This window comes from Dyella sp. AtDHG13 (assembly GCF_003201105.1).
Taxonomy (GTDB): Bacteria; Pseudomonadota; Gammaproteobacteria; order Xanthomonadales; family Rhodanobacteraceae; genus Dyella; species Dyella jiangningensis_B.
Window position 1 is genome coordinate 66,665 of record NZ_QICJ01000005.1, and the last position, 23,523, is coordinate 90,187.

A 23,523-nucleotide genomic window follows, 5' to 3' on the forward strand; every position below is an offset into this window, starting at 1 on the left:
CTTTTGCCGATGCTGGCGCATTGCCGGGTCGGCAACTTCAAGCGAATCTCCCATGCCAAATACCTTCGACCGCTCCTGGAAGCTGCCGGCCGCACTCGCTGCCGGGCTGCTTGCCGGCGCGGTTGTCGGGTGGCTTGCGGGAGGCTGGGCGATCGCGTTTCTTGCGCTGGTCGCCATCGTTGAAATCGTCTTTCTTCTGACCCGAATCCGTCATCAAGCCAAGCTCATGATGGCGCAGGATTCGTCGCCGACCTCTCTTCAGCATGACCGTTTCATGACGCGCTCCCGCCGCATTGCCTCCAGTTTGCGCGACCTGCGCAGCGCCGCCGGCAGTCTGCCGGACGCGGTTGTCCTGCTCGACAACGAGCAGCACGTCCGCTGGTTCAATCATGCCGCCGAGGATCTGCTCGGCCTGCGCCGTCCGCAAGATCGCGGCGCGCATCTGGACGAACGCCTGAGCACCACCGAACTCGCCACCTGGCTGAAGGAAGGCGCGCGCGAGCCGCTCAACGACGTGGCCGCGCCCGGCCATCCGAACCGCCACATCAACGTGACGCTGCTGCCGTTCGGCCGCCGCCAGCGCCTGCTGCTCGCGCGCGACATCAGCCACCTCACGCGGCTGGAACAGATCCGCCGTGACTTCGTCGCCAACGTCTCGCACGAACTGCGCACGCCGCTCACCGTCATCCACGGCTACCTTGAGCTGATCGATCCGGAAGACGTGCCGGAACTCGCGCCCGTGCTCAACGAAATGCGTGCGCAGTCCAAGCGCATGGGGCAGATCGTGGAAGACCTGCTCACCCTGTCGCGACTGGAAACGCAGGAGCACGTGCAGGACGAACGCGTGCAGATGACGCCGCTGCTCGCCACCATCCGCAAGGAAGCCGAGGCGCTCAGCCAGGGGCGTCACCAGATCACCGTGGAATCCACCGCCGAAGCCGACCTGCTCGGTTCGGTGAAGGACCTGCACAGCGCGTTTTCCAACCTGGTGAGCAATGCCGTGCGCTACACGCCCACCGGCGGGCGCATCACCATCCGCTGGCGCCGCACCTCCGAGGGCGCGGTGTACTCGGTCACCGACACCGGCTACGGCATCCCCGCCAGCCACCTCGCCCGCCTCACCGAGCGTTTCTACCGCGTGTCGTCCAGCCGCTCGCGCGAAAGCGGCGGCACCGGCCTGGGCCTGTCCATCGTCAAGCACGTGCTCAACCTGCACCAGGCGCGCCTGGACATCCAGAGCGAGCCGGGCCAGGGCTCCACGTTCTCCTGCTGGTTCAGCGCCGAGCGCCTGCTGGCGCCCGGGGTCAGCGACCCCGAGTAAGCGGGCCCGCACGCACCCAGGACCTTTCCGCCACGCGGCTGAATGGCCATCACATTACGCGGCACTGCGCCATGTAACAAAGCGCGGTATGGGCCAGAATGCGCGGATGCGTCGCAAGCCTGCCACTCCCTCGCCCGTTCTCGACCGTGCCGCCCCCGAGCTCTACCTCAGCCGCGAGCTGGCCGCCCTCGAATTCAATTTCCGCGTGCTGGCGCAGGCGCGGGACGAGCGCATTCCGCTGCTGGAACGCCTGCGCTTCCTGAGCATCGTGGCGAACAACCTCGACGAGTTCTTCGAGGTGCGCGTGGCCATGCTCAAGCACCATCACGCGTTCGGCTCCGCCGCGCCAGGCCCTGATGGGCTCTCTTCCGGCGAGCTGCTCACGCGCATCCGCACGCGCGTGCTGGACCTGGTCGCCCAGCAGTACGAGACCTGGCAGCACGAGCTGCGTCCGGCGCTGGATGCGCAGAACATCCATTTCCTGACGCGCGAGGATTGGACCCCGCGCCAGCGCCGCTGGCTGCAGGGCTACTTCGAGAACGAAGTGCTGCCGGTGCTCTCGCCGCTGGGGCTGGATCCCGCGCATCCGTTCCCGCGCATCCTCAACAAGACGCTGAACCTTGCCGTGGTGCTCAAGGGCCGCGATGCCTTCGGGCGCGAGGGCCACATGGCGCTGGTGCGCGCGCCGCGGTCGCTGCCGCGCATCATCCGCCTGCCCGGCGAGGTCTGCGAAGGCGGCGACCACTACATCTTCCTGGCCGAACTGCTGCAAGGCTTCGTCGACCTGATGTTCCCCGGCTTCAAGGTGGCCGGCTCGTACCAGTTCCGCGTCACGCGCAACAGCGAGCTGATGGTGGAAGAGGCCGAGGTGGACAACCTCGCCCGCGCGCTGAGCGAGGAACTGATCGGCCGCGGCTATGCGCGCCCGGTGCGGCTGGAGATCGGCAACGACTGCCCCAAGGCCATCGTCGCCATGCTCATCGCCAATTTCGAGCTGGAGGAAACGGACGTCTATCGCTGCGACGGCCCGGTGAACATCATCCGCGCCGGCACCATCTACGACGGGCTGGAGCGTCCGGAGCTGAAGTTCCCGCGCTTCATCCCGCAGCTGCCGCCGGCCTTCGTCGGCGCCCGCTGCAAGTTCGATGTGCTGCGCCAGCGCGACGTGCTGCTGCATCATCCGTACGAGTCCTTCGCCGCGGTGATCGATCTGCTGCGCCAGGCCTCGCAGGATCCATCGGTGCTCGCCATCAAGCAGACGCTTTACCGCGCGGGCGTCGACACGCCGCTGGTGGATCTGCTGGTGGAGGCGGCGCGCAACGGCAAGGACGTGACCGTGGTGATCGAATTGCGCGCGCGATTCGACGAGGAGGCGAACATCCGCCTCGCCACGCGCCTGCAGGAAGCCGGTGTGCAGGTGGTCTATGGCGTGGTCGGCTACAAGACGCACGCCAAGATGCTGCTGATCGTGCGCCGCGAGGACGAGGTGCTGCGCCGCTACGTGCACCTGTCCACCGGCAACTATCACCAGTCCAACAGCCGCAGCTACACCGACATCGGCCTGATGACCTCGCACCCGGGCATGGGCGAGGACCTGCACAAGATCTTCCAGCAGCTGTCGGGCCTGGGCCCGGTGATCGAGCTGAAACACCTGCTGCACTCGCCCTTCACGCTCTACCGCGGCGTGCTGGAGAAGATCGAGCGCGAGACGGCGCATGCGGAAGCGGGCCGGCCCGCGCGCATCGTGGCCAAGCTCAACGCGCTCAACGAGGCGCAGGTGATCCAGGCGCTGTACCGCGCCTCGCAGGCCGGCGTGGAGATCGACCTGATCGTGCGCGGCGCGTGCACGCTACGTCCCGGTGTGCCGGGCGTGTCCGAGCGCATCCGCGTGCGCTCCATCGTGGGGCGCTTTCTCGAGCACAGCCGCGTCTACTGGTTCGGCAACGACGGCGCGCCCGAGATCTATTGCGGCAGCGCCGACTGGATGGAACGCAACCTCAAGCGCCGCATCGAAGTGGCCTTTCCCATCCTGGATCCGGAACTCGCCGCGCGTGTCTACGAGGAAACGCTGGCGAACTACCTGGCCGACAACACCGAAGCCTGGCTGCTGGCCGACGACGGCCGCTACACCCGCGCCGAACCCGGCGACCAGCCGCCGCACAGCGCGCAGCAATGGCTGCTGGCCAAGCTGACGCCGGGAACAGTTTGAGGCAACGCTACTCGCCCCGGTTTCCGCGTGAGAGAATCCGCACTTCGCAGCCCGGAATGAGCCACGCATGAGCCAAGGCGATCAGATCCAGATCAAGGACGGCGAACTGATCGCTGCCGTCGACATGGGCTCCAACAGCTATCACATGGTGGTGGCGCGCGTGGAGCACGGCGAACCCCGCGTGATCGATCGCCTGCGCGAAACGGTGCGCATGGCCGCCGGCCTGCGCGCCGACGGCACGCTCGACGCCGAGCATCGCGCCCGCGCGCTCAACTGCCTGGCGCGCTTCGGCCAGCGCATCGCCGGCATCCCGTCGAGCCGCGTGCGCGCAGTGGCCACCAATACGGTGCGCCGGCTGGCCTCGCCGCAGGCCTTTCTCACCGCCGCCGAAAGCGCGCTCAATCACCCGGTGGAAATCGTGTCGGGCCGCGAGGAAGGGCGACTGATCTTCCTGGGCGCCTCGCACGACCTGCCCGCGTCGCGCGAGAGCCGCCTGGTGATCGACGTCGGCGGCGGCAGTACCGAATTCATCATCGGGCGCGGCATTGCGCCGATGCACACGGAAAGCGTGCAGGCCGGCTGCATCGCCTCGACGCTGCGCTTCTTCCCGGGCGGCAAGCTCAACCGCAAGCGCTGGCAGCGCGCCAACAACGAAATCGGCGTGCTGCTGCAGCAGTTCGCCGAGGACTATCGCGAGTCGGGCTGGATGGAAGCCTACGGCTCCTCGGGCACGGCCAAGGCCATCGGCTCGGTGGTGCAGGCCATGCGGTTCTCCGACGACGGGATCACGCCTTCCTCGCTGGCCTCCCTGCGCGACGCCCTGCTGGCGCAGGGGCAGATCGACTCGCTGAAGCTGCCCGGCCTGGCCGAGGATCGCGCGCCGGTAATCGCCGGCGGCGTGGTCATCTTCGAGGCGGCCTTCGAGGCGCTGGGCATCGAGCGTCTGCGTGTGTGCGAAAGCTCGATGCGCGAGGGCCTGCTGTGGGATCTGCTCGGCCGCGCCGGCGGCAGCGACCCGCGCACCGCCAGCATCGACGCGCTGGCCAACCGCTACGGTGTGGACCGGGCCCAGGCGCGCCGCGTGGAGTCCACTGCGCTGATGTTCTTCGACCAGATCGCACGCATCTGGAAACTGGACGCCGAGGCGCGCGAATGGCTTTCCTGGTCAGCCCGCGTGCACGAGATCGGCCTCGCCATCGCGCACAGCCAGCACCACCATCACGGCGCCTACATCCTGCGCCACGCGGACCTGGCCGGCTTCTCGCGGCAGGAACAGCAGCTGCTGGCGGCCATCGTGGAATCGCATCGCCGCAAGCCGGACAAGGCCACCTTCCTGGCGCTGCCGCAGCGTTACCGGCAGTTGGCCCGCTACATCACCGCCCTGCTCCGCCTGGCGGTGCTGTTCCGCCGTGCGCGCCGCGCCGAATCGCTGCCGCAGATGCAGCTGGCCGCCACCAGCCAGCGCCTGCGCCTGACCATTCCCTCGTCCTGGCTGGATCAGCACCCGCTCAGCGAGGCTGACCTGGAGCAGGAGCAGGCGCCGCTGAACGAGCTGGGGCTGCTGCTGGAAGTCCATCCTTCCTGACCTGCCGCGGTACGGGCACCCGTGGCGCCCGGCCATGAAAGCGCTTCGCCGCGTATGATGTCCTGATGCCACACGTCGCCCGACCCGCCATGACCCGATTCCTGCTCGCCGCCCTCCTGCTGCTTCCGTCATCCGCGCTGTTCGCCCAGGCAGCCAAGCCGGCGCCCGCGACGCCCGCCGCCACGGCGCATCCGGAAGTGGTGCTGCATACCTCGCAGGGCGACATCACGCTGGAGCTGTATCCGGACAAGTCGCCCAAGAGCGTCGCGAACTTCCTGCAGTACGTGCGCGATGGCTTCTACAGCGGCACGGTATTCCACCGCGCCATTCCCGGTTATCTGGTGCAGGGCGGGCTCTACACCCGCGACCTGCAGGCCAAGCGCACGCGCTCGGCCATTCCCAGCGAGGCCGACAACGGCCTGTCCAACCTGCGCGGCACGGTGGCGGTGGCGCGCGGCGCGGATCCTAACTCCGGCACGGCGCAGTTCTTCTTCAACCTGGTCGACAACCGCCGCCTCGATTTCGTCGGCAACCAGAGCGGCCTGACCTGGGGTTATGCGGTGTTCGGCAAGGTCATCAAGGGCATGGACGTGGTCGACAAGATCGCCGCCCTGCCCACCCGCGGACTCGGCCCCTTCGCGGGCGACGTACCCAACCCGCTGATCGTGATCGACAGCGCCTACGTGGTGGGCGAGGAGCCCGCCAACGCTCCCGCTGCCAGCCCGCAGACCGCGCCGGCTGCCGAACCCGCCAAGAAGCCCAGCGGCAAGAAGGGTTGAGTCACGATGGCGACCCTGTTCATTTCCGACCTGCACCTGGACGACACCCGCCCCGAGATCACGCACCTGTTCGAGGAATTCCTCGCCAGCGACGAGGCGCGCGCCGCCGACGCGGTGTACATCCTCGGCGACCTGGTCGAAGCATGGGTGGGCGACGATGACGACGCCGAACTCCCTGCCCGCATCGCACGCGCCACCAAGGCGCTCAGCGAGCATGGCGTGCCGGTCTACTTCATCGTGGGCAACCGCGATTTCCTGATCGGCCAGCAGTTCGCCGAACGCGCGGGCTTCACCGTGCTCGACGACGGCACCGTGCACGAACTCTATGGCCGCCCCACGCTGCTGATGCATGGCGACGTGCTGTGCACCGACGATGTCGCCTACCAGGCGTTGCGCAAACAGGTGCGTTCACCGGAATGGCAGGCGCAGGTGCTGGCGATGCCGCTGCAGGCACGCCGCGCGCTGGCCGCCCAGGCGCGCGCGGAAAGCAAGGCGCACACCAGCAGCACCATGGAAACCATCATGGACGTCAACGCCGATGCCGTGGCCGATACCATGCGAAACGCCGGCGTGACGCGGCTTATCCATGGCCACACGCATCGCCCGGCCATTCACCGTTTCGATCTGGACGGCCAGAACGCCGAACGCATCGTGCTCGGCGACTGGTACGAACAAGGCTCAGTGCTCCGCGTCACGCCGGAAGACGTGGAACTGCGGGGCCTGGCCCTGCACTGACGGACATCACCCGCCGCGGGGCGAGTGATGTCCATTCAAGGCTTCAGTGCGCTTGCAGCGCGGCGTGGAAACCCTGGCTGTTAAGCAGGCTGTTGCTCAGCTTCAGCACCGCGTTGGACAAGGTTTCGTAGTAGTTGTCTGCCTTGTACGAGCGGCCGAAGTTGGTCGCGCCACCACCCGCCACGCCCTGCCACAGCACCTTGCCCGAGGCATTGGTCGCCGTGACGTACACCGTGACGTTGCCCACGTACTGGTCGGTCTCGTTGACGAAGAAATCGCGGATTTCACCCGACACGATGACATCGCCACCGGTGTCGACCACGTTGAGGCCGGCCTTGCTGAAAGTCTCCTTGACGTGATCGGTCAGGAAGGCAGCCACGTTGTCCTTCGTGGTCACCTGCCGCACGGGATCCTTTTCATGGTTCTCCGCGATCAGCGCAGGATTCTTGCGAACATCCGTGAATCCGTTGAACTGCACTTTCACGTTGCCGATGCCGTTGAGGTCGATCGCCCCGAACTCCGCGAAACTCTGCGTCGGCGACCACACCAGCGGGATATTGCTCAGGTCCTTTGAAGCCATGGCGCTGCCGGATGCAGCGAGCAACGCCACGAACACGAAACGCTTCAACATCGATGTCCCCTCTTTCCATGTTTCGATGATTGTGTAAGCAGGCGCTCCCGCGCCCGCATAGCCCGCAACCGGGCTGTCGCGCATTCTAGTCGAGGATGGCGCCCATGCCTTCACCGAATCGACAAAAACGCCGGCTGCGATGAGCGCGGCCGGCGTGTTGAACGTGGCGATCAGGCCACGGGATTAGCGGTGTTCCTGTCCGTCGTGATGCAGCGGCGCAGCCTGGGCGTGCGGTTGCGGATGCGGCGCAGGGGCCGGACGCTGTGGCGGCGCGCTGTAGTGATACGCCGGTGCCTGTGGCGCATGCTGCGGGTAGGAAGGTTGCGGGTGACTGGCCACGTGATAGCCGCCTTGCGGGTTCGTGGGTCCACGCGTGTACGCCGCATGGCTCGCTGCCGGCGCATAGTTGCCCGCATGCGTGGCATTCGGTGCAACAGGTGCTCCGCTGCCATGCGGCGCGAAACGCGCCGAATGCAAAGCCATATTGTTGGTCGGCGTTTGTGCCGGAGCGCTGGTGCGCTGCGCATGCATGTCCGCGGGCGTGGGCTGCCCAGCCGGACCACGCGTGGCGTTGGCCGCCTGCCCGTTGAATGCACCGGCTCGCGGTGTCGCGGCAATCGCCGGGGCACCGTGATTGAACGACGCCCGCATCGCCTGGTTCTGGCTCGCCATCGTACGCTGCTGCTCCTGCGCGGCCACCGGGCCCACGTGGCGCTCGCGGGCAAAGTTCGCTTCCTGCGGCGTCGGACGTGCCGCGATGCCGCCCTGCCCGCCATTGAAACTGGTGCGGTTGACGGTCACGTTGTTCACCACCGTGCGGTTATAGACGTTGGTGATGTGCACGTTGTCGATATGGTTCACCGAGCGGTTGTAGTAGAACGCGCCGCCGCGCCAATAACCGCCCGCATAACCCACACCGGTATAGCCGTAGCCGTAATTGATGCCACCGTAAAAGCCCACGTGCGGCCCCCAGTAACCCGCATGGAACACATAGACGCCGCCGGCCCAGCCCCAATAACCCGGCGTCCATAGCGCACCGACATAAGGCGGCAGCACCCACGTGCCGGGAACCCAGTAGTAGCCGTCACCATCCCAGGCCCAATAGCCAGGCACCCAGATATAACCGGGCGCGGGAATCGCCGGCTGCACGTAGACCGGCAACGGCGGCGGCGGAGCACCAACCGAAACACCGATGCCCACGGAAACGCCAGCGCTGGCACTCAGGGGAAACGCCGCCGCCGTCGCCAGGGCCAGTGCGGCAAACGCGCCGCGCAACATGCGGCGATACGGCGTGACGTGGCGGCAAACCGATTCGAGGTTACCCATGACGCCTTCTCCCAGGTGGCGGGTCTTTGGGCAAGGTAACGCGGGAGGGCGCGCAAGGTCGTACGCGGTGCCGTGCCGCAGGTTCGCAGGGGTTCAGCAGTTGGGCTGGGGGATGAATGATTTCTTGCGTGGGTCTTGCTGGTGGTGGGCGGGGTGGAGCGTGGCGATTGTGTTGTTTCGTTGGCGCATCGCTTTGAACAAATGCACAAAGCCCTGCGGGGAGATTTTGTTGAAGTCCGATCGAAAATCCTGAGTACGATCCACTCCTCACCGTCATTCCGGCGAAGGCCGGAATCCAGCGACTTTACGCACTGCGAGAAGACCGAAAGACACTGGATTCCGGCTTTCGCCGGAATGACGGTGAGGAACATTTGCGTTTGCGTGGAGGTTGGGATGGTTTGGCGCATCCATGGCTTCACCCTTCCGCGCTGCGCACTACTGGGCCAGTCGAAATTGCTCCAGGCAATTTCGTCGACTGCGGAGGCAGGATGCCGGAGCGGACATCGGCCAGCTGATGGCCCGAAGGGTGAGCGCAGAATGCGTTGAATAACCGGAGCATTCGTTCATGCTCTCTCCGACAGATACGCAAAAAGCCTTGGGCTTCGTTGAGCGGCACAGTTGCGTGCAGCTCGGGATTGTTCGGCCCATCCATGGGCCTCACCCCTACGCGCTACGCGCTTCGGGGCCAGCCTTCGGCTGTCCAAATTTGTTCCTGACAAATTTGTCGAACCGAGAGGTTTCGTCCACGCCTCTCTCTCCGCCAGATACGCAAAAAGCCCCGCGAGGGGCTTTTTGCGTATCTGGCGGAGAGAGAGGGATTCGAACCCTCGATAAGGCTTTTGACCCTATACTCCCTTAGCAGGGGAGCCCCTTCGGCCTCTCGGGCATCTCTCCGTTTTTTGTCCGCATTCCTGCGGAGCCGGCAAGGATACTAACCGGCGCGCTCCAGGTAAAGCGTTTATTGCCTGTCAGTGTTCGCCAGTGCCACCGGTGGCGCCGCCATCCGGTTCGTGCTCGTTCTTGATCCGCTGATAGATCTCTTCGCGATGCACGGCAACGTTTTTCGGCGCGTTGATGCCAATGCGCACCTGGTTGCCTTTGACGCCGAGAACGGTAACGGTCACCTCGTCACCGATCATCAAGGTTTCACCGACCCTGCGGGTCAGAATCAACATGTTTGCCACTCCATGAATACTTTGGTCACAGGCCACCCGACGGTTATGCCTCACCCCTGAGCTTCACCGCCTGAACAGTTCGACGATTGTACCGCCGAAGGCCCTACCGCCTTCCCCGGTTTCACAGACGAGGCATCCCCTGTGATGCCATGTCGAGCGACACCGTCGCAACCATCGGTGTCGGCAGTGCTTGGATACTAGCCGAGCGTCCGATGGCAGCGCAATGCGTAAACGCCAACGGAGTATGGACGGTTGACCCGGTCAGGCGGCCAGTTTCTGGCCGATCCAGCCCGGCAGGCCGTCCAGGATTCCCGGCAGCTCCGGCGTGTCTGAACCGCCGCCCTGCGCCATGTCGGGACGGCCGCCGCCCTTGCCGCCGATCTGGCTGGCCACATGGGCGACCACGTCACCAGCCTTCACCCGGCCCAGGGCCTTGCCGTTGACGCCGGCCACCAGCGAAACGCGGCCTTCCGCGGCGCCCGCCAGCAGGATCACGCAGTCGGTCAGTTGCTGCTTGAGCTGGTCCATGCTGTCGCGCAGTGCCTTGGCGTCCAGGCCTTCCAGGCGGGCCACGACGACCTTGACGCCGTCGATGTCCCGGGCGGTCGAGGCGAGGTCGGCGGTGGCTGAGCCGGCAGCCTTGGCGCGTAGCGACTCCAGCTCGCGTTCCAGCTTTTTCTGCTTGTCGAACAGCTGGCGAAGTTTCTCAACGGCGTCGTCACCGCTCGACGACAGCAGCTGTGCGAACTCGCCCAGGCGGCGCTCTTCGTCGGCCACGTAGGCCAGGGCGCCCGCGCCGGTCACCGCTTCGATACGGCGCACGCCCGAGGCGACGCCCGCTTCGCTGACGATCTTGAACAGGCCGATGTCGCCCGTGCGGCTCACGTGCGTGCCGCCGCAGAGTTCGGTGGAGAACCCGCCCATCTTGAGCACGCGCACTTCGTCGCCGTACTTCTCGCCGAACAGCGCCATGGCGCCGAATTCGATCGCCTCGTTGTAACCCATGTGATGCACTTCGGCCGCTTCATTGCGACGCACTTCGGCGTTCACCAGCAGCTCGATCTCGCGCAGTTCGTCCGCGCTCATGGGCTTGAAGTGGGAGAAGTCGAAACGCAGGCGCTCGGGCGCTACCAGCGAGCCCTTCTGCGTGACGTGTTCGCCGAGCACCTTGCGCAGCGCGGCATGCAACAGATGCGTGGCCGAGTGGTTGAGCACGATGGCCTGGCGACGCGTGCCGTCGACGTCGGCATCCACCACGTCGCCGACGCGCAGGGCCTGCTTGCCATGCCACTGGCCGGCATGGCCGAAGAACACGCCGCCCATCTTCAGCGTATCGCCGACCGTGAACGTGCCCGCGGCGCTCATCAGCGTGCCGGTATCGCCGACCTGACCGCCGGATTCGGCGTAGAACGGCGTGCGATCAAGGATGACCAGACCTTCCTCGCCATCGCTCAGCTGATCGAGCTGCTTGCCTGCGCGCACGATGCCGACCACCTTGCTGCCCTGGCTGGTCAGCGCCTCGTAGCCGAGGAACGCGGTGGGCTGCAGCTGGCTGGCGAGCTCGGCGGGCATCAGGCCCTTGGCTTCGAACTTGCCGCCCTTGCGGCTGCGGTCCTGCTGTTCTTCCATGGCCTGCTCGAAGCCGGCCATGTCCACCGTCAGGCCGCGCTCGCGCGCGATGTCGGCGGTCAGGTCGATCGGGAAGCCGTAGGTGTCGTACAGGCGGAACGCGTCGGCGCCGGGAATGCTGCCACTGGCGTTGGCCGCCACGGCATCGAACAGGCGCATGCCGTTTTCCAGCGTCTCGCCGAAGCGGCGCTCTTCGGTGCGCAGCGCGTCTTCCACGAAGGATTGCTTCTGCGCCAGTTCCGGATAGGCCTCGCCCATCTCGGCCACCAGCGGCTTGACCATCTTCCAGAAGAAATCGCCGCGCACGCCGAGCATCCAGCCGTGGCGCAGCGCGCGACGGATGATGCGGCGAAGCACGTAGCCGCGGCCTTCGTTCGACGGCAGCACGCCATCGACGATCAGGAACGAGCACGCGCGGATGTGATCGGCGATCACGCGCAGCGATTTGTTGGCGAGGTCCTTGGTGCCGGTCAGTTCGGCAGCCACCTGGATCAGGTGCTGGAACAGGTCGATCTCGTAGTTGGAGTGCACGTGCTGCAGCACGGCGGCGAGGCGCTCCAGGCCCATGCCGGTGTCCACGCACGGCGCGGGCAGCGGCGACAGCGTGCCATCCGGCGCGCGATCGAACTGCATGAACACCAGGTTCCAGATTTCGATGTAGCGGTCACCGTCTTCATCGGGCGAGCCCGGCGGACCACCGGCGATCTCCTCGCCATGATCGAAGAAGATTTCCGTGCACGGGCCGCAGGGGCCGGTGTCGGCCATCTGCCAGAAGTTGTCCGAGGCGTAGGGCGCGCCCTTGTTGTCGCCGATGCGCACGATGCGCTCGGCCGGCACGCCTACTTCCTTGTTCCAGATGTCGAAGGCCTCGTCATCGGTGTGATAGACGGTGACCCACAGCTTTTCCTTCGGCAGCTTGAAGACACCGGTCAGGAGTTCCCACGCGTAGGCGATGGCGTCGCGCTTGAAGTAGTCGCCGAACGACCAATTGCCCAGCATTTCGAAGAAGGTGTGATGGCGCGCGGTGTAGCCCACCGAATCGAGGTCGTTGTGCTTGCCGCCGGCACGCAGGCAGCGCTGCACGTCGGCCGCGCGCACGTACGGCAGCTTTTCGCTGCCAAGGAACACGTTCTTGAACTGCACCATGCCCGAGTTGGTGAACAGCAGCGTCGGGTCGCTGGCCGGCACCAGCGAGCTGGACGGCACGATGGTGTGCCCTTTCGAGCGGAAATAGTCGAGGAAGGTCGAGCGGATTTCGGCGGTTTTCATGCGGCTGGGGAAGACCTGGCGGAAAGGGTCACGCCTGGAAAACACCGCCGAAACGACGCCCACCCGCCCCGACAGCGGGGAGGTCAGGCATCGTCGTCGGCTGCGTCGTCCACGTCGGCGTGGGTAACACTCCGTACTGTGGCGGCGGGAAAGCCCCGACGCAAGAGAAATTGCGCCCGGCGGGCCTTTTCGTCGCGATCCGGCGCCGATCCGCCGCCAAAACGCCGGCGAAGCTGGGCCAGCGCACTGGCCTCCCAGTCCACCTCGGCCTGGTCCAGCACCGCCCGGATGCGGGCGTCGGAGAGCCCGTGGTTCTTCAGCTCGGCCCGCACGCGCATGGGGCCGTAGCCCTGCGAGACCCGGCTGCGCACCAGCACCTCGGCAAAGCGGTCGTCGTCCTGGTAGCGCTGCTCGCCCAGGCGGTCCAGCGCCTCGCCGGCCTCGTCGCCTTCATAGCCTTTCTGGCGCAGCTTGAGCTTCAGCTCGCGGCGGGAATGCTCGCGCCTCGCAAGCATGCCCAGCGCCTTGCTATAGGCGCTGGGTTTGTCTTTCTTGTCGTCGCGATCACTGGCCATGGGTCTGCCCTGCGCCGAGGCAAGACATCCGATCTACCGCTGGCAAGGGCGACGATAGGTCTGTCTGCCCATGCCAGCGCCGTCGATCAGGCCTCTTCCGTTTCCACCGCCGGCAGCGGCGAGGAACCGCTGCCGTTCACCAGCAGGCGGGCGCGCAGCTCGGCGTCAATCTCGTTGGCGATGGCCGGGTTGTCGCGCAGGAACTGGCGGACGTTTTCCTTGCCCTGGCCGATGCGGTCGCCCTTGTAGCTGTACCAGGCGCCGGACTTGTCGATCAGGTTCTGCGCCACGCCCAGCTCGATGATCTCGCCCTCGCGCGAGGAACCCTCGCCGTAGAGGATCTCGAACTCAGCCTGGCGGAACGGCGGCGCCACCTTGTTCTTGACCACCTTGACGCGGGTTTCCGAACCGATGACTTCCTCGCCCTTCTTCACCGCACCGATGCGGCGGATGTCCAGGCGCACCGAGGCGTAGAACTTCAGCGCGTTGCCGCCGGTGGTGGTTTCGGGGCTGCCGAACATCACGCCGATCTTCATGCGGATCTGGTTGATGAAGATCACCAGGCAGTTGGACTTCTTGATGTTGGCGGTGAGCTTGCGCAGCGCCTGGCTCATCAGGCGGGCGTGCAGGCCCACATGGGAGTCGCCCATCTCGCCTTCGATTTCCGCCTTGGGCGTGAGCGCGGCGACCGAGTCGACCACCACCACGTCCACGGCGCCGGAACGCACCAGCATGTCGGCGATTTCCAGCGCCTGTTCGCCGGTATCGGGCTGGGAAACCAGCAGGTCGTCCACGTTCACGCCGAGCTTGGCGGCGTAGGACGGGTCGAGCGCGTGCTCGGCGTCGACGAAGGCCGCCGTGCCGCCGTTCTTCTGGCAGTTGGCGATGACCTGCAGGGTCAGCGTGGTCTTGCCCGAGGATTCCGGGCCGTAGATTTCCACGATGCGGCCGCGCGGCAGGCCGCCGACGCCCAGGGCGATGTCCAGGCCCAGCGAGCCGGTGGACACGGTGTCGATGGCTTCATCGGTACGGTCGCCGAGGCGCATGACGGCACCCTTGCCGAACTGCTTTTCGATCTGGCCGAGGGCGGAGGTGAGCGCCTTGCGCTTGTTGTCATCCATCGTCTTGAATCCTGGGGTTGGCAGTGAATGTGGAGGCATGATGCCCGCGACTGGTCTCACGGGCTGCGATCTGTGGCCGGTCAGTATCCCATACCGGTCAAGCCGCCCAGCGGCGAGCCGCGGCTCAGTCCGCCAGCAGCCTGATGACGCCGTTGAGCGCGGCCGCCACGGTCTGGCGCCGCACGGCTTCGCGGTCGCCGTCGAAGTGGAACAGCTGGGCGAAGGCGTAGCCGCCGCGCCGCTTCCAGCCGATCCAGACGGTGCCGACGGGCTTGTCGGGCGTGCCCCCACTGGGACCGGCGATGCCGGTGACGGCCACCGCCACGCCCGCGCCAAATCGCGACAGCGCGCCCGAGACCATTTCCAGCGCCGTTTCCTCGCTGACGGCGCCGGTGCGCTCCAGCGTGCGCGGATTGACGCCCAGCAGCGCCTCCTTCGCTTCGTAGCTGTAGGTCACCACGCCGGCATCGAACCAGGCGGAACTGCCCGGCAGATCGGTCAGTGCCTTGGCGATCCAGCCGCCGGTGCACGACTCGGCCGTCACCATCATCAGGCGCCGCTGCTGGGTCGCCGCGGCCACTTGCTCGGCCAGCGCCTTGAGTTCCGCGTCGGTGGGCACGGACAACGTCATGGGGATATCCCTGGGGAATGGGAGGAAGTCGCTCCTTCTACCGCGCCAGCGCCGCCCCGCCAAGGGTCGGCGCCTGTTCGCCGGATCAACCGCCCCACACCGCCTCGGCGTAACGCAGGAAGTTCAGCCCCAGGATCTTGTCGATGCGCCCGCTGGAATAGCCCTTCTGCGCAAGCAGCTGCGCCAGCCGGTGGAACTGCTGCGGACCACGCAGGTCCACCGCGAACGGATAGGTGTCGGGCCGCTCGCCGGCGGCGCTGATGCCGGCCTTGCGGCGCTGTTCGATCTCCTTCGCCAGTTGGGCCTGGTAGGCCTGGAGATCGTCGATCTGCGTCACCGGGCCATCGGTGCCGATGCCCACGTGGTCCTCGCCGCACACGTTGATCGCGTGATCGATGTGGGCCACCACGTCGGCCGCGTGAACGTGACCCGAAGCGTTGAGGAACGGCATGAAGTAGATGCCGACGAAGCCGCCCTTCTCCGCCACCAGCCGGAGTTCGGCGTCGGTCTTGTTGCGCGGCAGGTCTGTCACCGCGCGGCAGCCGGTGTGGTTGATCGAGATGGGCGCCTTGGAAACGCGCGCGGCCTCCAGGCAGGTGCGCTCGCCGCTGTGCGACAGGTCGACCATCACGCGGCACTCGTTGAGCCGCGCGACCACCACGCGGCCGAACGGCGTCAGCCCGCGGTTCTCCGGCGCCATCGACCCGTCGCCCAGTTGATTGGCGGGGTTGTAGGTGAGCTGGAACACGCGCACGCCCAGGCCGGCGAAGATGTCCACGCGTTTGGCGTCGTTGCCCATCATGGCGCCGTTCTGGAAGCCGTAGATAAGGCCGATCTTCTTCTCCGCCCTGGCGCGGCGGATATCCGCAGCGGTGAGCACCTTCAGCAGGTCGCCCGCGTGTTCGCGCACCAGCACGTCGGTGGCGGCGATATCGCGCACGCTGGCCTCGAACGGGTCGTCCGGGCCGGATACGTAGCCCAGCGTGATGTTCACCGCCGTCAGGCCGGACGCATGGGCCTCGGCCAGCACGCGCGGCGTGATCGTGGGCACCAGCGCGCCCGTGTCGCGATTGGGATCGTCCAGGCCGCCCAGCGCGTTGACGATGATGCCCGCGTCGGCCGCATCGGCGCTTGCCGGCGACGCCGCCGACGACTGCCAGGGCAGCGCGGACGCAGCGGCCGCCCAGGCCATGCTGGTGAGGAAACCGCGCCGGTCAATCGTCGTCATCGCCCATCTCCTGTTTGGTTACCGGCCGGTAGTCGGCACGCGGGTACGCATGCCCGCGCTTCACCGTCATGCGGATGCTGCGAAGGTTGCCAATGTCCTTCACCGGGTCGGCCCCGAGCACGGCGAAATTGGCCAGCTTGCCCGCCTCGATCGAGCCCATGTCCTTCGCCTGACCGGCCGCCTGGGCGCCGATCAGCGTGGCCGAGCGGATCGCCTGCAACGCCGGCATGCCCACGTCGTGCGCGAGGAAGAAGATTTCGTCGTACAGCGTGGGCCATGCACGGTCGACGCCGCCGTCGTTGTCGGTGCCGGCGGAGATCGGCACGCCCGCCTGCCACGCCTGGCGCACCAGCCGGATGGTGGTCGGCCCGGTGCAGCGCAGCGGCTTGCGCTCCGGATGCACCTTGCGTTCGGCGTCATAGCGCACGAACAGGCTGCCGGTGGCATCGAGAATGGTGCCGTGCTTGAGCATGTCCCGGTAAAGGCCGGCGATGACGGGATCATCCCCCGTGGGCGCCAGCAAGGGGTCGTGGAACGGCGTGTGGTCCTCGTAGGATTTCAGCATCACCGGTTCGAGCTGGTACGCCAGATAGCAGGCGTGGCTGACCACATCGACGCCGGCATTGATGACATCGGCCGGGCGCGTCGGGAACACCGCGCTATGCGCCCACACCAGGATGTTCTGCCGGTGCGCTTCGGCGGTGATCTTCGCGACCAGGTCGGGCGGCAGGTCCGCGTACACCTTGAGCGCCGTGGCGGAGGTGCCGCGCGCCAGCGTCACCGCCTCGTGCAGATCGGTGTTCTCGTCGATGGACTGCATCCACGGACTCTTGCCCGGGGTCACGCCATAACTGGCCGCCGATACGCGTGGATCGAGGAAGAACTCGGGGCCGGCCATCAGGGCGGCGTAGTAGATGTCCGGCGAGGGAATCTCGCCCGCACGCGCCTCACGCGCGAGTTCGCCGACCGAACGCAGGTCGTCCGCCATGTCGCGCACGGCCGTGACGCCGGCATAGAGGTTGCGCCGCAGGATCGCCTGCGCACGTTTGGCATTCGGCGGCGTGGCCAGGTGCACGTGGCTGTCGATGAGGCCCGGGATCACGTAGCTGCCATGCAGGTCCACCGTGCGCACGCCTTGCGCGCCGCTCAGCGCGCCATGCGGCCCCACGGCCACGATGCGTTCGCCGCGCACCAGGATGTCCTGATCGGCGCGCGGCTCCGCGCCTGTGCCGTCGATCACCGTCGCGCCGGCGTAGAGCGTCGCGCTCTCCGGTGTCTTGGCTGCCTCGCTCCCGGCAGAAAGGACGATGGGTGCGGCCAGCGCAAGAGCCAGCGCCGCCGCCGTGCGGAAAACCGTTTGGGAGATAGGCATGGCCCGCGATCCTACACAGCGGATTTGCAGGCTCACAAGCAGGCCGGCTGGCTCCGCAAGCCCGCCTGCCATAGCGGCCCCGGCCCTCGCGCTCAACAAGACCGGACCAAGCCGTTAAAGTGAGCGCCTTTGGCCAGCGCACGCGGCGCTGCCGCCATGCATCAGGACACCGCACGGGAATGGCCGACCACAGCACCGAACACACCCCCCTCATGCGCCAGTACCTCGGCGCCAAGGCCGAGCACCCGGATGTGCTGCTGTTCTTCCGGATGGGCGACTTCTACGAGCTGTTCTATGACGACGCGCGCAAGGCCGCGCGCCTGCTCGACATCACGCTGACCCAGCGCGGCCAGTCGGCAGGCCAGCCGATTCCGATGGCGGGCGTGCCCTATCACGCGGTGGAAAACTACCTGGCGCGGCTGGTGCGCCTGGGCGAGTCGGTGGCCATCTGCGAGCAGATCGGCGACCCGGCCACGTCGAAGGGACCGGTGGAACGCAAGGTGGTGCGCATCGTCACGCCCGGCACGGTGACGGACGCCGCGCTGCTGGAAGAGCGCCGCGACAACCTGCTGATGTCGATCTCCGCCGGCGCCCACGGCGCCTACGGCCTCGCCTGGGTAGATCTGGCCAGCGGCCGCTTCCTGCTCAGCGAGGTGCCCAGCGCCGAGGCGCTGGCCTCCGAGCTGGCCCGCCTGCAACCGGCCGAAACACTGGTGGGCGAAGACGTGGCCTGGCCCAAGTTCGTCAGCACCCTGCCCGGCCTGCGCCGCCGGCCGCCCTGGCACTTCGACGGCGACGCCGCCCGGCGCGAGCTCAACCGTTTCTTCGGCACGCGCGACCTGGGCGGTTTCGGCGTCGACCGCCTGCCGCTCGCCATCGCCGCGGCGGGCTGCCTGCTGGGCTATGTGGAAGAGACGCAGAAGAGCGCGCTGCCGCACCTTTCCGGCATGGCAGTGGAAAGCGCCGGCGACACCATCGCCTTGGACGCCGCCACGCGCCGCAACCTGGAACTGGACACGCACCCCAGCGGACGCACCGAACACACCCTGCTCGGCGTGCTGGACGAGACCGTCACGCCGATGGGCGCGCGACTCATGCGCCGCTGGCTCAACCGCCCGCTGCGTTCGCGCGACCTGCTGCGCGCGCGCCACCAGGCCATCGGCATCCTGATCGACAGCCGCCAGCACGAACCGCTGCGCGAACAGCTGCGCGGCATCGGCGACCTGGAACGCATCCTCGCGCGCGTCGCCTTGCGTTCGGCGCGTCCGCGCGACCTGTCCACGCTGCGCGATGGCCTTGCCGCCGCTCCGTCGCTGCGCGCGCTGATCGCCTCGCTGGACAGCCCGCTGCTGCACGCCCTGGTCGAACGCATCGGCGACCACGCCGACACCGCCGCCCTGCTCGCCCGCGCCGTGGTGGCGCAGCCGCCGGTACTGCAGCGCGACGGCGGCGTCATCGCCGACGGCTACGACGCCGAGCTCGATGAACTGCGCCGCCTCTCCACCCATGCCGACCAATACCTGGTCGAGCTGGAAGAGCGCGAAAAGGCCGCCAGCGGCATCGCCACGCTCAAGGTCGGCTACAACCGCGTGCACGGCTACTACATCGAGATCAGCAAGGGCCAGGCGGACAAGGCGCCCACGCATTACACGCGCCGCCAGACCACCAAGAACGCCGAGCGCTACATCACCGAAGAACTGAAGACCTTCGAGGACAAGGTGCTCTCGGCCAAGGAGCGCTCGCTGATGCGCGAGCGCGCCCTGTACGAAGCCCTGCTGGACACGCTCATCGAGCAACTCGAACCGCTCAAGAACGCCGCCGCCGCGATGGCCGAGCTGGACGTGGTGGCCACGCTCACCGAACGCGCGGTAGCGCTGGACTGGAGCGCGCCCGAGCTCACCGACGAACCCGGCATCGCCATCGAGCGCGGCCGCCATCCGGTGGTGGAAAAAGTGCGCGACGAGCCGTTCGAGCCCAACGACCTGATGCTGGACGACAGCCGCCGCATGCTGGTCATCACCGGTCCGAACATGGGCGGCAAATCCACCTACATGCGGCAGAACGCGCTGATCGTGCTGCTCGCCCACATCGGCAGCTACGTGCCGGCATCGCGCGCGGTGATCGGCCCGATCGACCGCGTGTTCACGCGCATCGGCGCGGGCGATGACCTCTCGCGCGGCCAGTCCACCTTCATGGTGGAGATGAGCGAGACCGCCAACATCCTGCACAACGCCACCGAGCACAGCCTGGTGCTGATGGACGAAGTGGGCCGCGGCACCAGCACCTACGACGGCCTGGCGCTCGCCCGCGCCGCCGCCGTGCACCTGGCCGCGAGCAGCCGCTCGTACACCTTGTTCGCCACGCACTACTTCGAACTCACCGAGCTGGCGAACGAGTACCCGTCCATCGCCAACGTGCACCTGGACGCCGTCGAGTACGGCGAGCAGCTGGTGTTCATGCACGCGGTGAAGGAAGGCCCGGCCAACCGCAGCTTCGGCCTGCAGGTGGCCGCGCTGGCGGGGTTGCCCAAGTCGGTGATCGCCGATGCGCGGCGCACGCTGGCCGAGCTGGAGCGCGGCATGTACCAGCACGCCTCCGCGGCAGGCACTCACGCGACGGCGCAGGAGTCGCCGCAGATGGGCCTGTTCGCCGCCGCGCCATCGGTGGTGGAGCGTGCACTGGAAGGCATCGATCCCGATGCGATGACGCCGCGCGAGGCGCTGGAAGCGCTTTATCGCCTCAAGTCGCTGCCCTGAGCACGGTGAAAGGCCTCGCCTCAGGCGCGGCCTTTCCCGGCCATTCGGCCGCTGGCAGCGTCAATGCGGGTATTCGGATTTCCGGGCGTTGCCGATGGCTTCCAGCACCGGCGTGGGCAGGTGATCGAGGTTGAGCACGACCTTGCCGGAGTGCACCGCGCGTACCGCGCCCATCGGTATCTCGAAATCGCCGCCGTTCTCGATGTACACCACCAGCGTCTGGCCGTCGGCAAGAATCCGACGGACCGAGCCGACGCCGTCTTCACCGTCGGCCACGAAGACCATATCGCCGTCCTGAATGCGCTCTGCCACGGCACCGTCTCCGACCAGTGAAGGAGCCGGCATCCTGTGGCAGGCCGGGTCGCGCGCACGTGAAAGCCGCAAATCCGCATTCAGCCGCCGGCCTACATTGCGAGATAGCCAGGGACTATAGCCGGCATCGGAACTATCGAATTCCCCTGTCCAGGCGCCTGCCCTAGAGTCATCGTCAAGCCAGCCAGGTGCCAGCCAAGCCGTTTGGGCAGGACCGAGGGCGGTGTCTCGCGAGAGCACCGCCCTTCGTCTTGGGTGGAGGCCGCCTCAGGCGGCCAGTTCGGGAACGCTGACCGCCGGCGGTTCTTCCGAGGCGTTCGCCAGCATGGCGGGAATGGTCTCCACCGGCACCGATACCGGCAACGACACCACCTTGGCCGCCTCGCGCGCGGACAGCCGGCCGAAGCCCACCAGGCGATCGATGCTGCGCGCCACTTCGGCCTGACCAAACGGCTTGCTGATGAAATCGTCGGCGCCGAAACGCTGCACGTAGAACTGTTCGGTGGCCTGCTGGTTGCCGCTGATCATCACGATGGGCACGTGCTGCGTGAGCGGATCGTGGCGCAGGGCGCGCAATACGGCAAAGCCATTCATGCCCGGCAGCACGATGTCCAGGAAGATCATCGCCGGCGGCTCGGCACGGGCCATCTCCAGGGCGCTTTCACCATCGGCGGCGCGCACTACTTCGTAGCCATCCACTTCCAGCATGCGGCCCAGCACGGCCCGGATGGTCGCCGAATCGTCCACCACCAGTATCCGTGCACCTTGCGTGGTCTTGCGCCACGTCTGATCCGCCCGCTCCGGCGTCGTACCCCCAAGCAACCGCTTCAGGAATCCCATGCTCGCCATTGTGTCCTCCCCACTGCCTGACCTTGGAAAAACCGCGCGCCCGCGCGGCTTTCCGTGGAAGACATGCTTACTCAGATCCGCCATGCGTTCTGAGATGGGCGACTCACATGGAATCCTTAAGGCGTCGCAATTCTCGACGTGCCTGCTTGTCCGGACGACCTGGCGGAGCCATGGCGCCCACAAGCTTGCGCTGGGCCTTCGCCGCTTCGCGTGCGGCAACACTCGCCTCGCTTTCGCGATAAAGCGCCTGCGCCACGCTGGCTGGGCCACGCTTTTCCGATAGCGCCAGCACTTCCACTTCGAGGCGTTCCTCACCCCGGCCGATGCGGAACACATCGCCCACGTGCACCGCCTTGGCCGGTTTGCACGCGCCGTCGTTGAGGTCGATCTTGCCGCCGTCGATGGCCTGCTTGGCCAGGCTGCGGGTCTTGAAGAAACGCGCGGCCCATAGCCACACATCGGCGCGAACGGCAGGCGGTAAAGAAGTGTCGGGAGAAGCCATACGCCTATTTTCGCTCAAGCCGACACCGCTACGACAGCAGCGTGCCCTGGTGAAAGCGCATCTGCCACCGCCCATCGCGCAGCCGCCAGATGGAACTGCGCAGCGAATCCGATGCGGGACGCTCCGGCGTCGCGAAACGGTGGCCGCGATACGTCACCAGCGCCACGTCGTCGGCCAGCAAGGTCAGGCGAAAATCGGTGACTTCGCGCGGCGAGAACGATTCGCCGCGCAGCGCCTCGATCACGGCCTCGCGCGTCCACACCGTGCCCGACACGCCGAATTCGAAGAAGTCCTCGGCGATCAGCTCCCGCAGCGCGGCTGCGTCCGCGCGCACGTCCTGGCGGTGCAGACGGGTTTCCAGGTCCAGCAAGTGCGCTGCAAGATCCATCATCGTTCCCTCATGCGCCAAGCAACAGGTTGCCCAGCGGAATGGTGACCAGCGACAGCACGATGCCGGCGCCCAGCACGGTATTGGCCAGGGTCGGCTCCAGTTCGTATTCATCGGCCAGGATCGCCGCCGAGATCATCGGCGCCATCGCGGCCTGCAACACGCCGACGGTCAGCGTCATTCCATGGACGCCAGCGGCGATACCGATCAGCCACGCCACCAGCGGCGCGAGCAAGAGCTTCCAGCCCAATCCAAGCAACAAGGGCGGCAGTTGCCGCTCACCGAGATGAAACTTGAACTGCAGGCCCACCGAGAACAGCGCCAACGGCGTGAGCGTGGCGCCGATGGGCGCGAACACGCCATCGAGCACCGGCGGCCAGCCACCCAGCGCACCCGCCACCACGCCCACCACCAGCGAAATAAAAGCGGGAAACGTCAGCACGCGTCGCACGATGACCGCCGGTTGCGGCGCCCGCCCGGCGTACAGCGACGCCACCACCACGCCCGCGGAGGCAAGCAAGGGAAAACATCCCAGCTGGTCCGCGACCACGGCCAGCGCCAGCCCTTCCTTGCCGTGCAGCGCCTGCATCATGGGATAACCCATGAACGACGTATTGCCCAGGCCGCACACCACCGTCAACGCACCGATGCGCCCGCGCGACCAGCCCAGCAACCGGCCCAGCACGGCGAACAACAGCCATGCGCCAAAGAACACCACCCACATTGCAGCCACCGGAAACCACAGCTGCGCATTCACCTTCACCTTGGGCACCAGCGCCAACACCAGCGCCGGCAGCGCGATGTTGATCACCCACCAGTTGATGCCATGCACGATACCGGCCGGCGGCCTGGCAAAGCGCGCCACGCATACGCCAAGCAGCAGGCAGATGAAAAGCAGCAGCAGTGCGCTCATGGAGTTTCCGGACAACGAAACGGCCGCAGTATAGCGGCCGTTTCGGAGTAGCTTCGTTCGGTGCAGGCCGCCACAAGCTCGTCATTCCGGCGCAGGCCGGAATCCAGTGGCGTCACGAGCCGGTTTTCGCCACGCATTGAATTGCGCGATTGAAAAACACTCCGGGCAGTCGCTAGAACCCAGCCCTCACGCTACTGGATTCCGGCCAGCGCCGGAA

General features: G+C 66.8%; 21 protein-coding genes and 1 tRNA gene. 6 read left to right on the forward strand and 16 right to left on the reverse strand.

The window, feature by feature from the left end; translation table 11 throughout:
• Positions 1–37: 37 nt before the first annotated feature.
• Positions 38–265, reverse strand: a complete 228-nt coding sequence (locus tag BDW41_RS23670) for a hypothetical protein (RefSeq protein ID WP_233496845.1) — start codon at positions 263–265, stop codon at positions 38–40.
• On the opposite strand from BDW41_RS23670, the gene phoR reads away from it, so the two are divergent.
• From phoR to lpxH, 5 genes are all read left to right on the forward strand, one after another.
• Positions 227–1,321, forward strand: a complete 1,095-nt coding sequence (gene phoR / locus BDW41_RS10145) for a phosphate regulon sensor histidine kinase PhoR (RefSeq protein ID WP_233496843.1) — start codon at positions 227–229, stop codon at positions 1,319–1,321. The two genes, BDW41_RS23670 and phoR, sit on opposite strands and share 39 nt — an antisense overlap.
• A gap of 106 nt (positions 1,322–1,427) precedes the next feature.
• A complete protein-coding gene (ppk1, locus tag BDW41_RS10150) occupies positions 1,428–3,530 on the forward strand; it encodes a polyphosphate kinase 1 (RefSeq protein WP_074551612.1) in 2,103 nt (700 codons plus the stop codon).
• Between the two features lie 67 nt (positions 3,531–3,597).
• Positions 3,598–5,115 (forward strand): Ppx/GppA phosphatase family protein, encoded by a 1,518-nt coding sequence (locus BDW41_RS10155; RefSeq protein ID WP_074551509.1) that lies wholly within the window; start codon positions 3,598–3,600, stop codon positions 5,113–5,115.
• Positions 5,116–5,204: 89 nt separating this feature from the next.
• A complete protein-coding gene (locus BDW41_RS10160) occupies positions 5,205–5,894 on the forward strand; it encodes a peptidylprolyl isomerase (RefSeq protein WP_074551507.1) in 690 nt (229 codons plus the stop codon).
• A 6-nt stretch (positions 5,895–5,900) separates the two neighbouring features.
• On the forward strand, positions 5,901–6,629 hold the full coding sequence (gene lpxH / locus BDW41_RS10165) for a UDP-2,3-diacylglucosamine diphosphatase (protein WP_074551505.1): 729 nt from the start codon (positions 5,901–5,903) through the stop codon (positions 6,627–6,629).
• 43 nt (positions 6,630–6,672) lie between these two features.
• Here the strand turns inward: lpxH and BDW41_RS10170 are convergent, their stop codons facing one another.
• The 10 genes from BDW41_RS10170 to BDW41_RS10215 form a co-directional block, all read right to left on the reverse strand.
• Positions 6,673–7,260, reverse strand: a complete 588-nt coding sequence (locus BDW41_RS10170) for a YajG family lipoprotein (protein WP_074551504.1) — start codon at positions 7,258–7,260, stop codon at positions 6,673–6,675.
• Positions 7,261–7,443: 183 nt separating this feature from the next.
• On the reverse strand, positions 7,444–8,586 hold the full coding sequence (locus BDW41_RS10175) for a YXWGXW repeat-containing protein (protein WP_199535318.1): 1,143 nt from the start codon (positions 8,584–8,586) through the stop codon (positions 7,444–7,446).
• 801 nt (positions 8,587–9,387) lie between these two features.
• Positions 9,388–9,480 (reverse strand) — tRNA-Ser (locus BDW41_RS10180).
• A 74-nt stretch (positions 9,481–9,554) separates the two neighbouring features.
• Positions 9,555–9,761: a carbon storage regulator CsrA gene (gene csrA, locus BDW41_RS10185; protein WP_074551499.1), complete on the reverse strand. Its 207-nt coding sequence runs from the start codon at positions 9,759–9,761 to the stop codon at positions 9,555–9,557.
• 261 nt (positions 9,762–10,022) lie between these two features.
• Positions 10,023–12,659: an alanine--tRNA ligase gene (gene alaS / locus BDW41_RS10190; RefSeq protein WP_074551498.1), complete on the reverse strand. Its 2,637-nt coding sequence runs from the start codon at positions 12,657–12,659 to the stop codon at positions 10,023–10,025.
• Between the two features lie 83 nt (positions 12,660–12,742).
• Positions 12,743–13,234, reverse strand: coding sequence for a regulatory protein RecX (locus tag BDW41_RS10195; RefSeq protein WP_074551496.1), 492 nt, complete (start codon positions 13,232–13,234; stop codon positions 12,743–12,745).
• Positions 13,235–13,320: 86 nt separating this feature from the next.
• Positions 13,321–14,355: a recombinase RecA gene (recA, locus tag BDW41_RS10200; protein WP_074551494.1), complete on the reverse strand. Its 1,035-nt coding sequence runs from the start codon at positions 14,353–14,355 to the stop codon at positions 13,321–13,323.
• A gap of 124 nt (positions 14,356–14,479) precedes the next feature.
• A complete protein-coding gene (locus BDW41_RS10205) occupies positions 14,480–14,986 on the reverse strand; it encodes a CinA family protein (RefSeq protein WP_074551492.1) in 507 nt (168 codons plus the stop codon).
• 85 nt (positions 14,987–15,071) lie between these two features.
• The gene (locus BDW41_RS10210) at positions 15,072–16,214 is read right to left on the reverse strand and encodes a membrane dipeptidase (protein ID WP_074551490.1); all 1,143 of its coding nucleotides are present in this window, start codon (positions 16,212–16,214) and stop codon (positions 15,072–15,074) included.
• On the reverse strand, positions 16,201–17,586 hold the full coding sequence (locus tag BDW41_RS10215) for an amidohydrolase family protein (RefSeq protein WP_074551488.1): 1,386 nt from the start codon (positions 17,584–17,586) through the stop codon (positions 16,201–16,203). Before BDW41_RS10215 ends, BDW41_RS10210 begins: the two co-directional genes overlap by 14 nt.
• 179 nt (positions 17,587–17,765) lie before the next feature.
• On the opposite strand from BDW41_RS10215, the gene mutS reads away from it, so the two are divergent.
• Positions 17,766–20,342, forward strand: a complete 2,577-nt coding sequence (mutS, locus tag BDW41_RS10220; protein WP_110301580.1) for a DNA mismatch repair protein MutS — start codon at positions 17,766–17,768, stop codon at positions 20,340–20,342.
• A gap of 60 nt (positions 20,343–20,402) precedes the next feature.
• Here the strand turns inward: mutS and BDW41_RS10225 are convergent, their stop codons facing one another.
• From BDW41_RS10225 to BDW41_RS10245, 5 genes are all read right to left on the reverse strand, one after another.
• Positions 20,403–20,654 (reverse strand): hypothetical protein, encoded by a 252-nt coding sequence (locus BDW41_RS10225; protein WP_110301581.1) that lies wholly within the window; start codon positions 20,652–20,654, stop codon positions 20,403–20,405.
• Between the two features lie 267 nt (positions 20,655–20,921).
• The gene (locus tag BDW41_RS10230; RefSeq protein ID WP_074551483.1) at positions 20,922–21,503 is read right to left on the reverse strand and encodes a response regulator; all 582 of its coding nucleotides are present in this window, start codon (positions 21,501–21,503) and stop codon (positions 20,922–20,924) included.
• Positions 21,504–21,606: 103 nt separating this feature from the next.
• Positions 21,607–22,005 (reverse strand): RNA-binding S4 domain-containing protein, encoded by a 399-nt coding sequence (locus tag BDW41_RS10235; protein ID WP_074551482.1) that lies wholly within the window; start codon positions 22,003–22,005, stop codon positions 21,607–21,609.
• 28 nt (positions 22,006–22,033) lie between these two features.
• On the reverse strand, positions 22,034–22,396 hold the full coding sequence (locus tag BDW41_RS10240) for a DUF4440 domain-containing protein (protein ID WP_233496832.1): 363 nt from the start codon (positions 22,394–22,396) through the stop codon (positions 22,034–22,036).
• Positions 22,397–22,403: 7 nt separating this feature from the next.
• Positions 22,404–23,306 carry an AEC family transporter gene (locus tag BDW41_RS10245; protein ID WP_199535319.1) on the reverse strand — a complete coding sequence of 301 codons (903 nt, stop codon included), beginning with the start codon at positions 23,304–23,306 and terminating at the stop codon, positions 22,404–22,406.
• Positions 23,307–23,523 lie beyond the last annotated feature (217 nt).

Bases quoted from the DNA above. Each gene is read 5' to 3' on its own strand.
- csrA (WP_074551499.1), bottom strand. From the start codon at position 9,761: ATGTTGATTCTGACCCGCAGGGTCGGTGAAACCTTGATGATCGGTGAC.
- BDW41_RS10235 (WP_074551482.1), bottom strand. From the start codon at position 22,005: ATGGCTTCTCCCGACACTTCTTTACCGCCTGCCGTTCGCGCCGATGTG.
- BDW41_RS10170 (WP_074551504.1), bottom strand. From the start codon at position 7,260: ATGTTGAAGCGTTTCGTGTTCGTGGCGTTGCTCGCTGCATCCGGCAGC.
- mutS (WP_110301580.1), top strand. From the start codon at position 17,766: ATGGCCGACCACAGCACCGAACACACCCCCCTCATGCGCCAGTACCTC.
- BDW41_RS10160 (WP_074551507.1), top strand. From the start codon at position 5,205: ATGACCCGATTCCTGCTCGCCGCCCTCCTGCTGCTTCCGTCATCCGCG.
- alaS (WP_074551498.1), bottom strand. From the start codon at position 12,659: ATGAAAACCGCCGAAATCCGCTCGACCTTCCTCGACTATTTCCGCTCG.
- BDW41_RS10230 (WP_074551483.1), bottom strand. From the start codon at position 21,503: ATGGCGAGCATGGGATTCCTGAAGCGGTTGCTTGGGGGTACGACGCCG.
- BDW41_RS10240 (WP_233496832.1), bottom strand. From the start codon at position 22,396: ATGATGGATCTTGCAGCGCACTTGCTGGACCTGGAAACCCGTCTGCAC.
- BDW41_RS10210 (WP_074551490.1), bottom strand. From the start codon at position 16,214: ATGACGACGATTGACCGGCGCGGTTTCCTCACCAGCATGGCCTGGGCG.
- BDW41_RS10175 (WP_199535318.1), bottom strand. From the start codon at position 8,586: ATGGGTAACCTCGAATCGGTTTGCCGCCACGTCACGCCGTATCGCCGC.
- BDW41_RS23670 (WP_233496845.1), bottom strand. From the start codon at position 265: ATGCTGAAGAGAGGTCGGCGACGAATCCTGCGCCATCATGAGCTTGGC.
- recA (WP_074551494.1), bottom strand. From the start codon at position 14,355: ATGGATGACAACAAGCGCAAGGCGCTCACCTCCGCCCTCGGCCAGATC.
- BDW41_RS10205 (WP_074551492.1), bottom strand. From the start codon at position 14,986: ATGACGTTGTCCGTGCCCACCGACGCGGAACTCAAGGCGCTGGCCGAG.
- BDW41_RS10195 (WP_074551496.1), bottom strand. From the start codon at position 13,234: ATGGCCAGTGATCGCGACGACAAGAAAGACAAACCCAGCGCCTATAGC.
- BDW41_RS10215 (WP_074551488.1), bottom strand. From the start codon at position 17,586: ATGCCTATCTCCCAAACGGTTTTCCGCACGGCGGCGGCGCTGGCTCTT.
- BDW41_RS10155 (WP_074551509.1), top strand. From the start codon at position 3,598: ATGAGCCAAGGCGATCAGATCCAGATCAAGGACGGCGAACTGATCGCT.
- phoR (WP_233496843.1), top strand. From the start codon at position 227: ATGATGGCGCAGGATTCGTCGCCGACCTCTCTTCAGCATGACCGTTTC.
- BDW41_RS10245 (WP_199535319.1), bottom strand. From the start codon at position 23,306: ATGAGCGCACTGCTGCTGCTTTTCATCTGCCTGCTGCTTGGCGTATGC.
- lpxH (WP_074551505.1), top strand. From the start codon at position 5,901: ATGGCGACCCTGTTCATTTCCGACCTGCACCTGGACGACACCCGCCCC.
- ppk1 (WP_074551612.1), top strand. From the start codon at position 1,428: ATGCGTCGCAAGCCTGCCACTCCCTCGCCCGTTCTCGACCGTGCCGCC.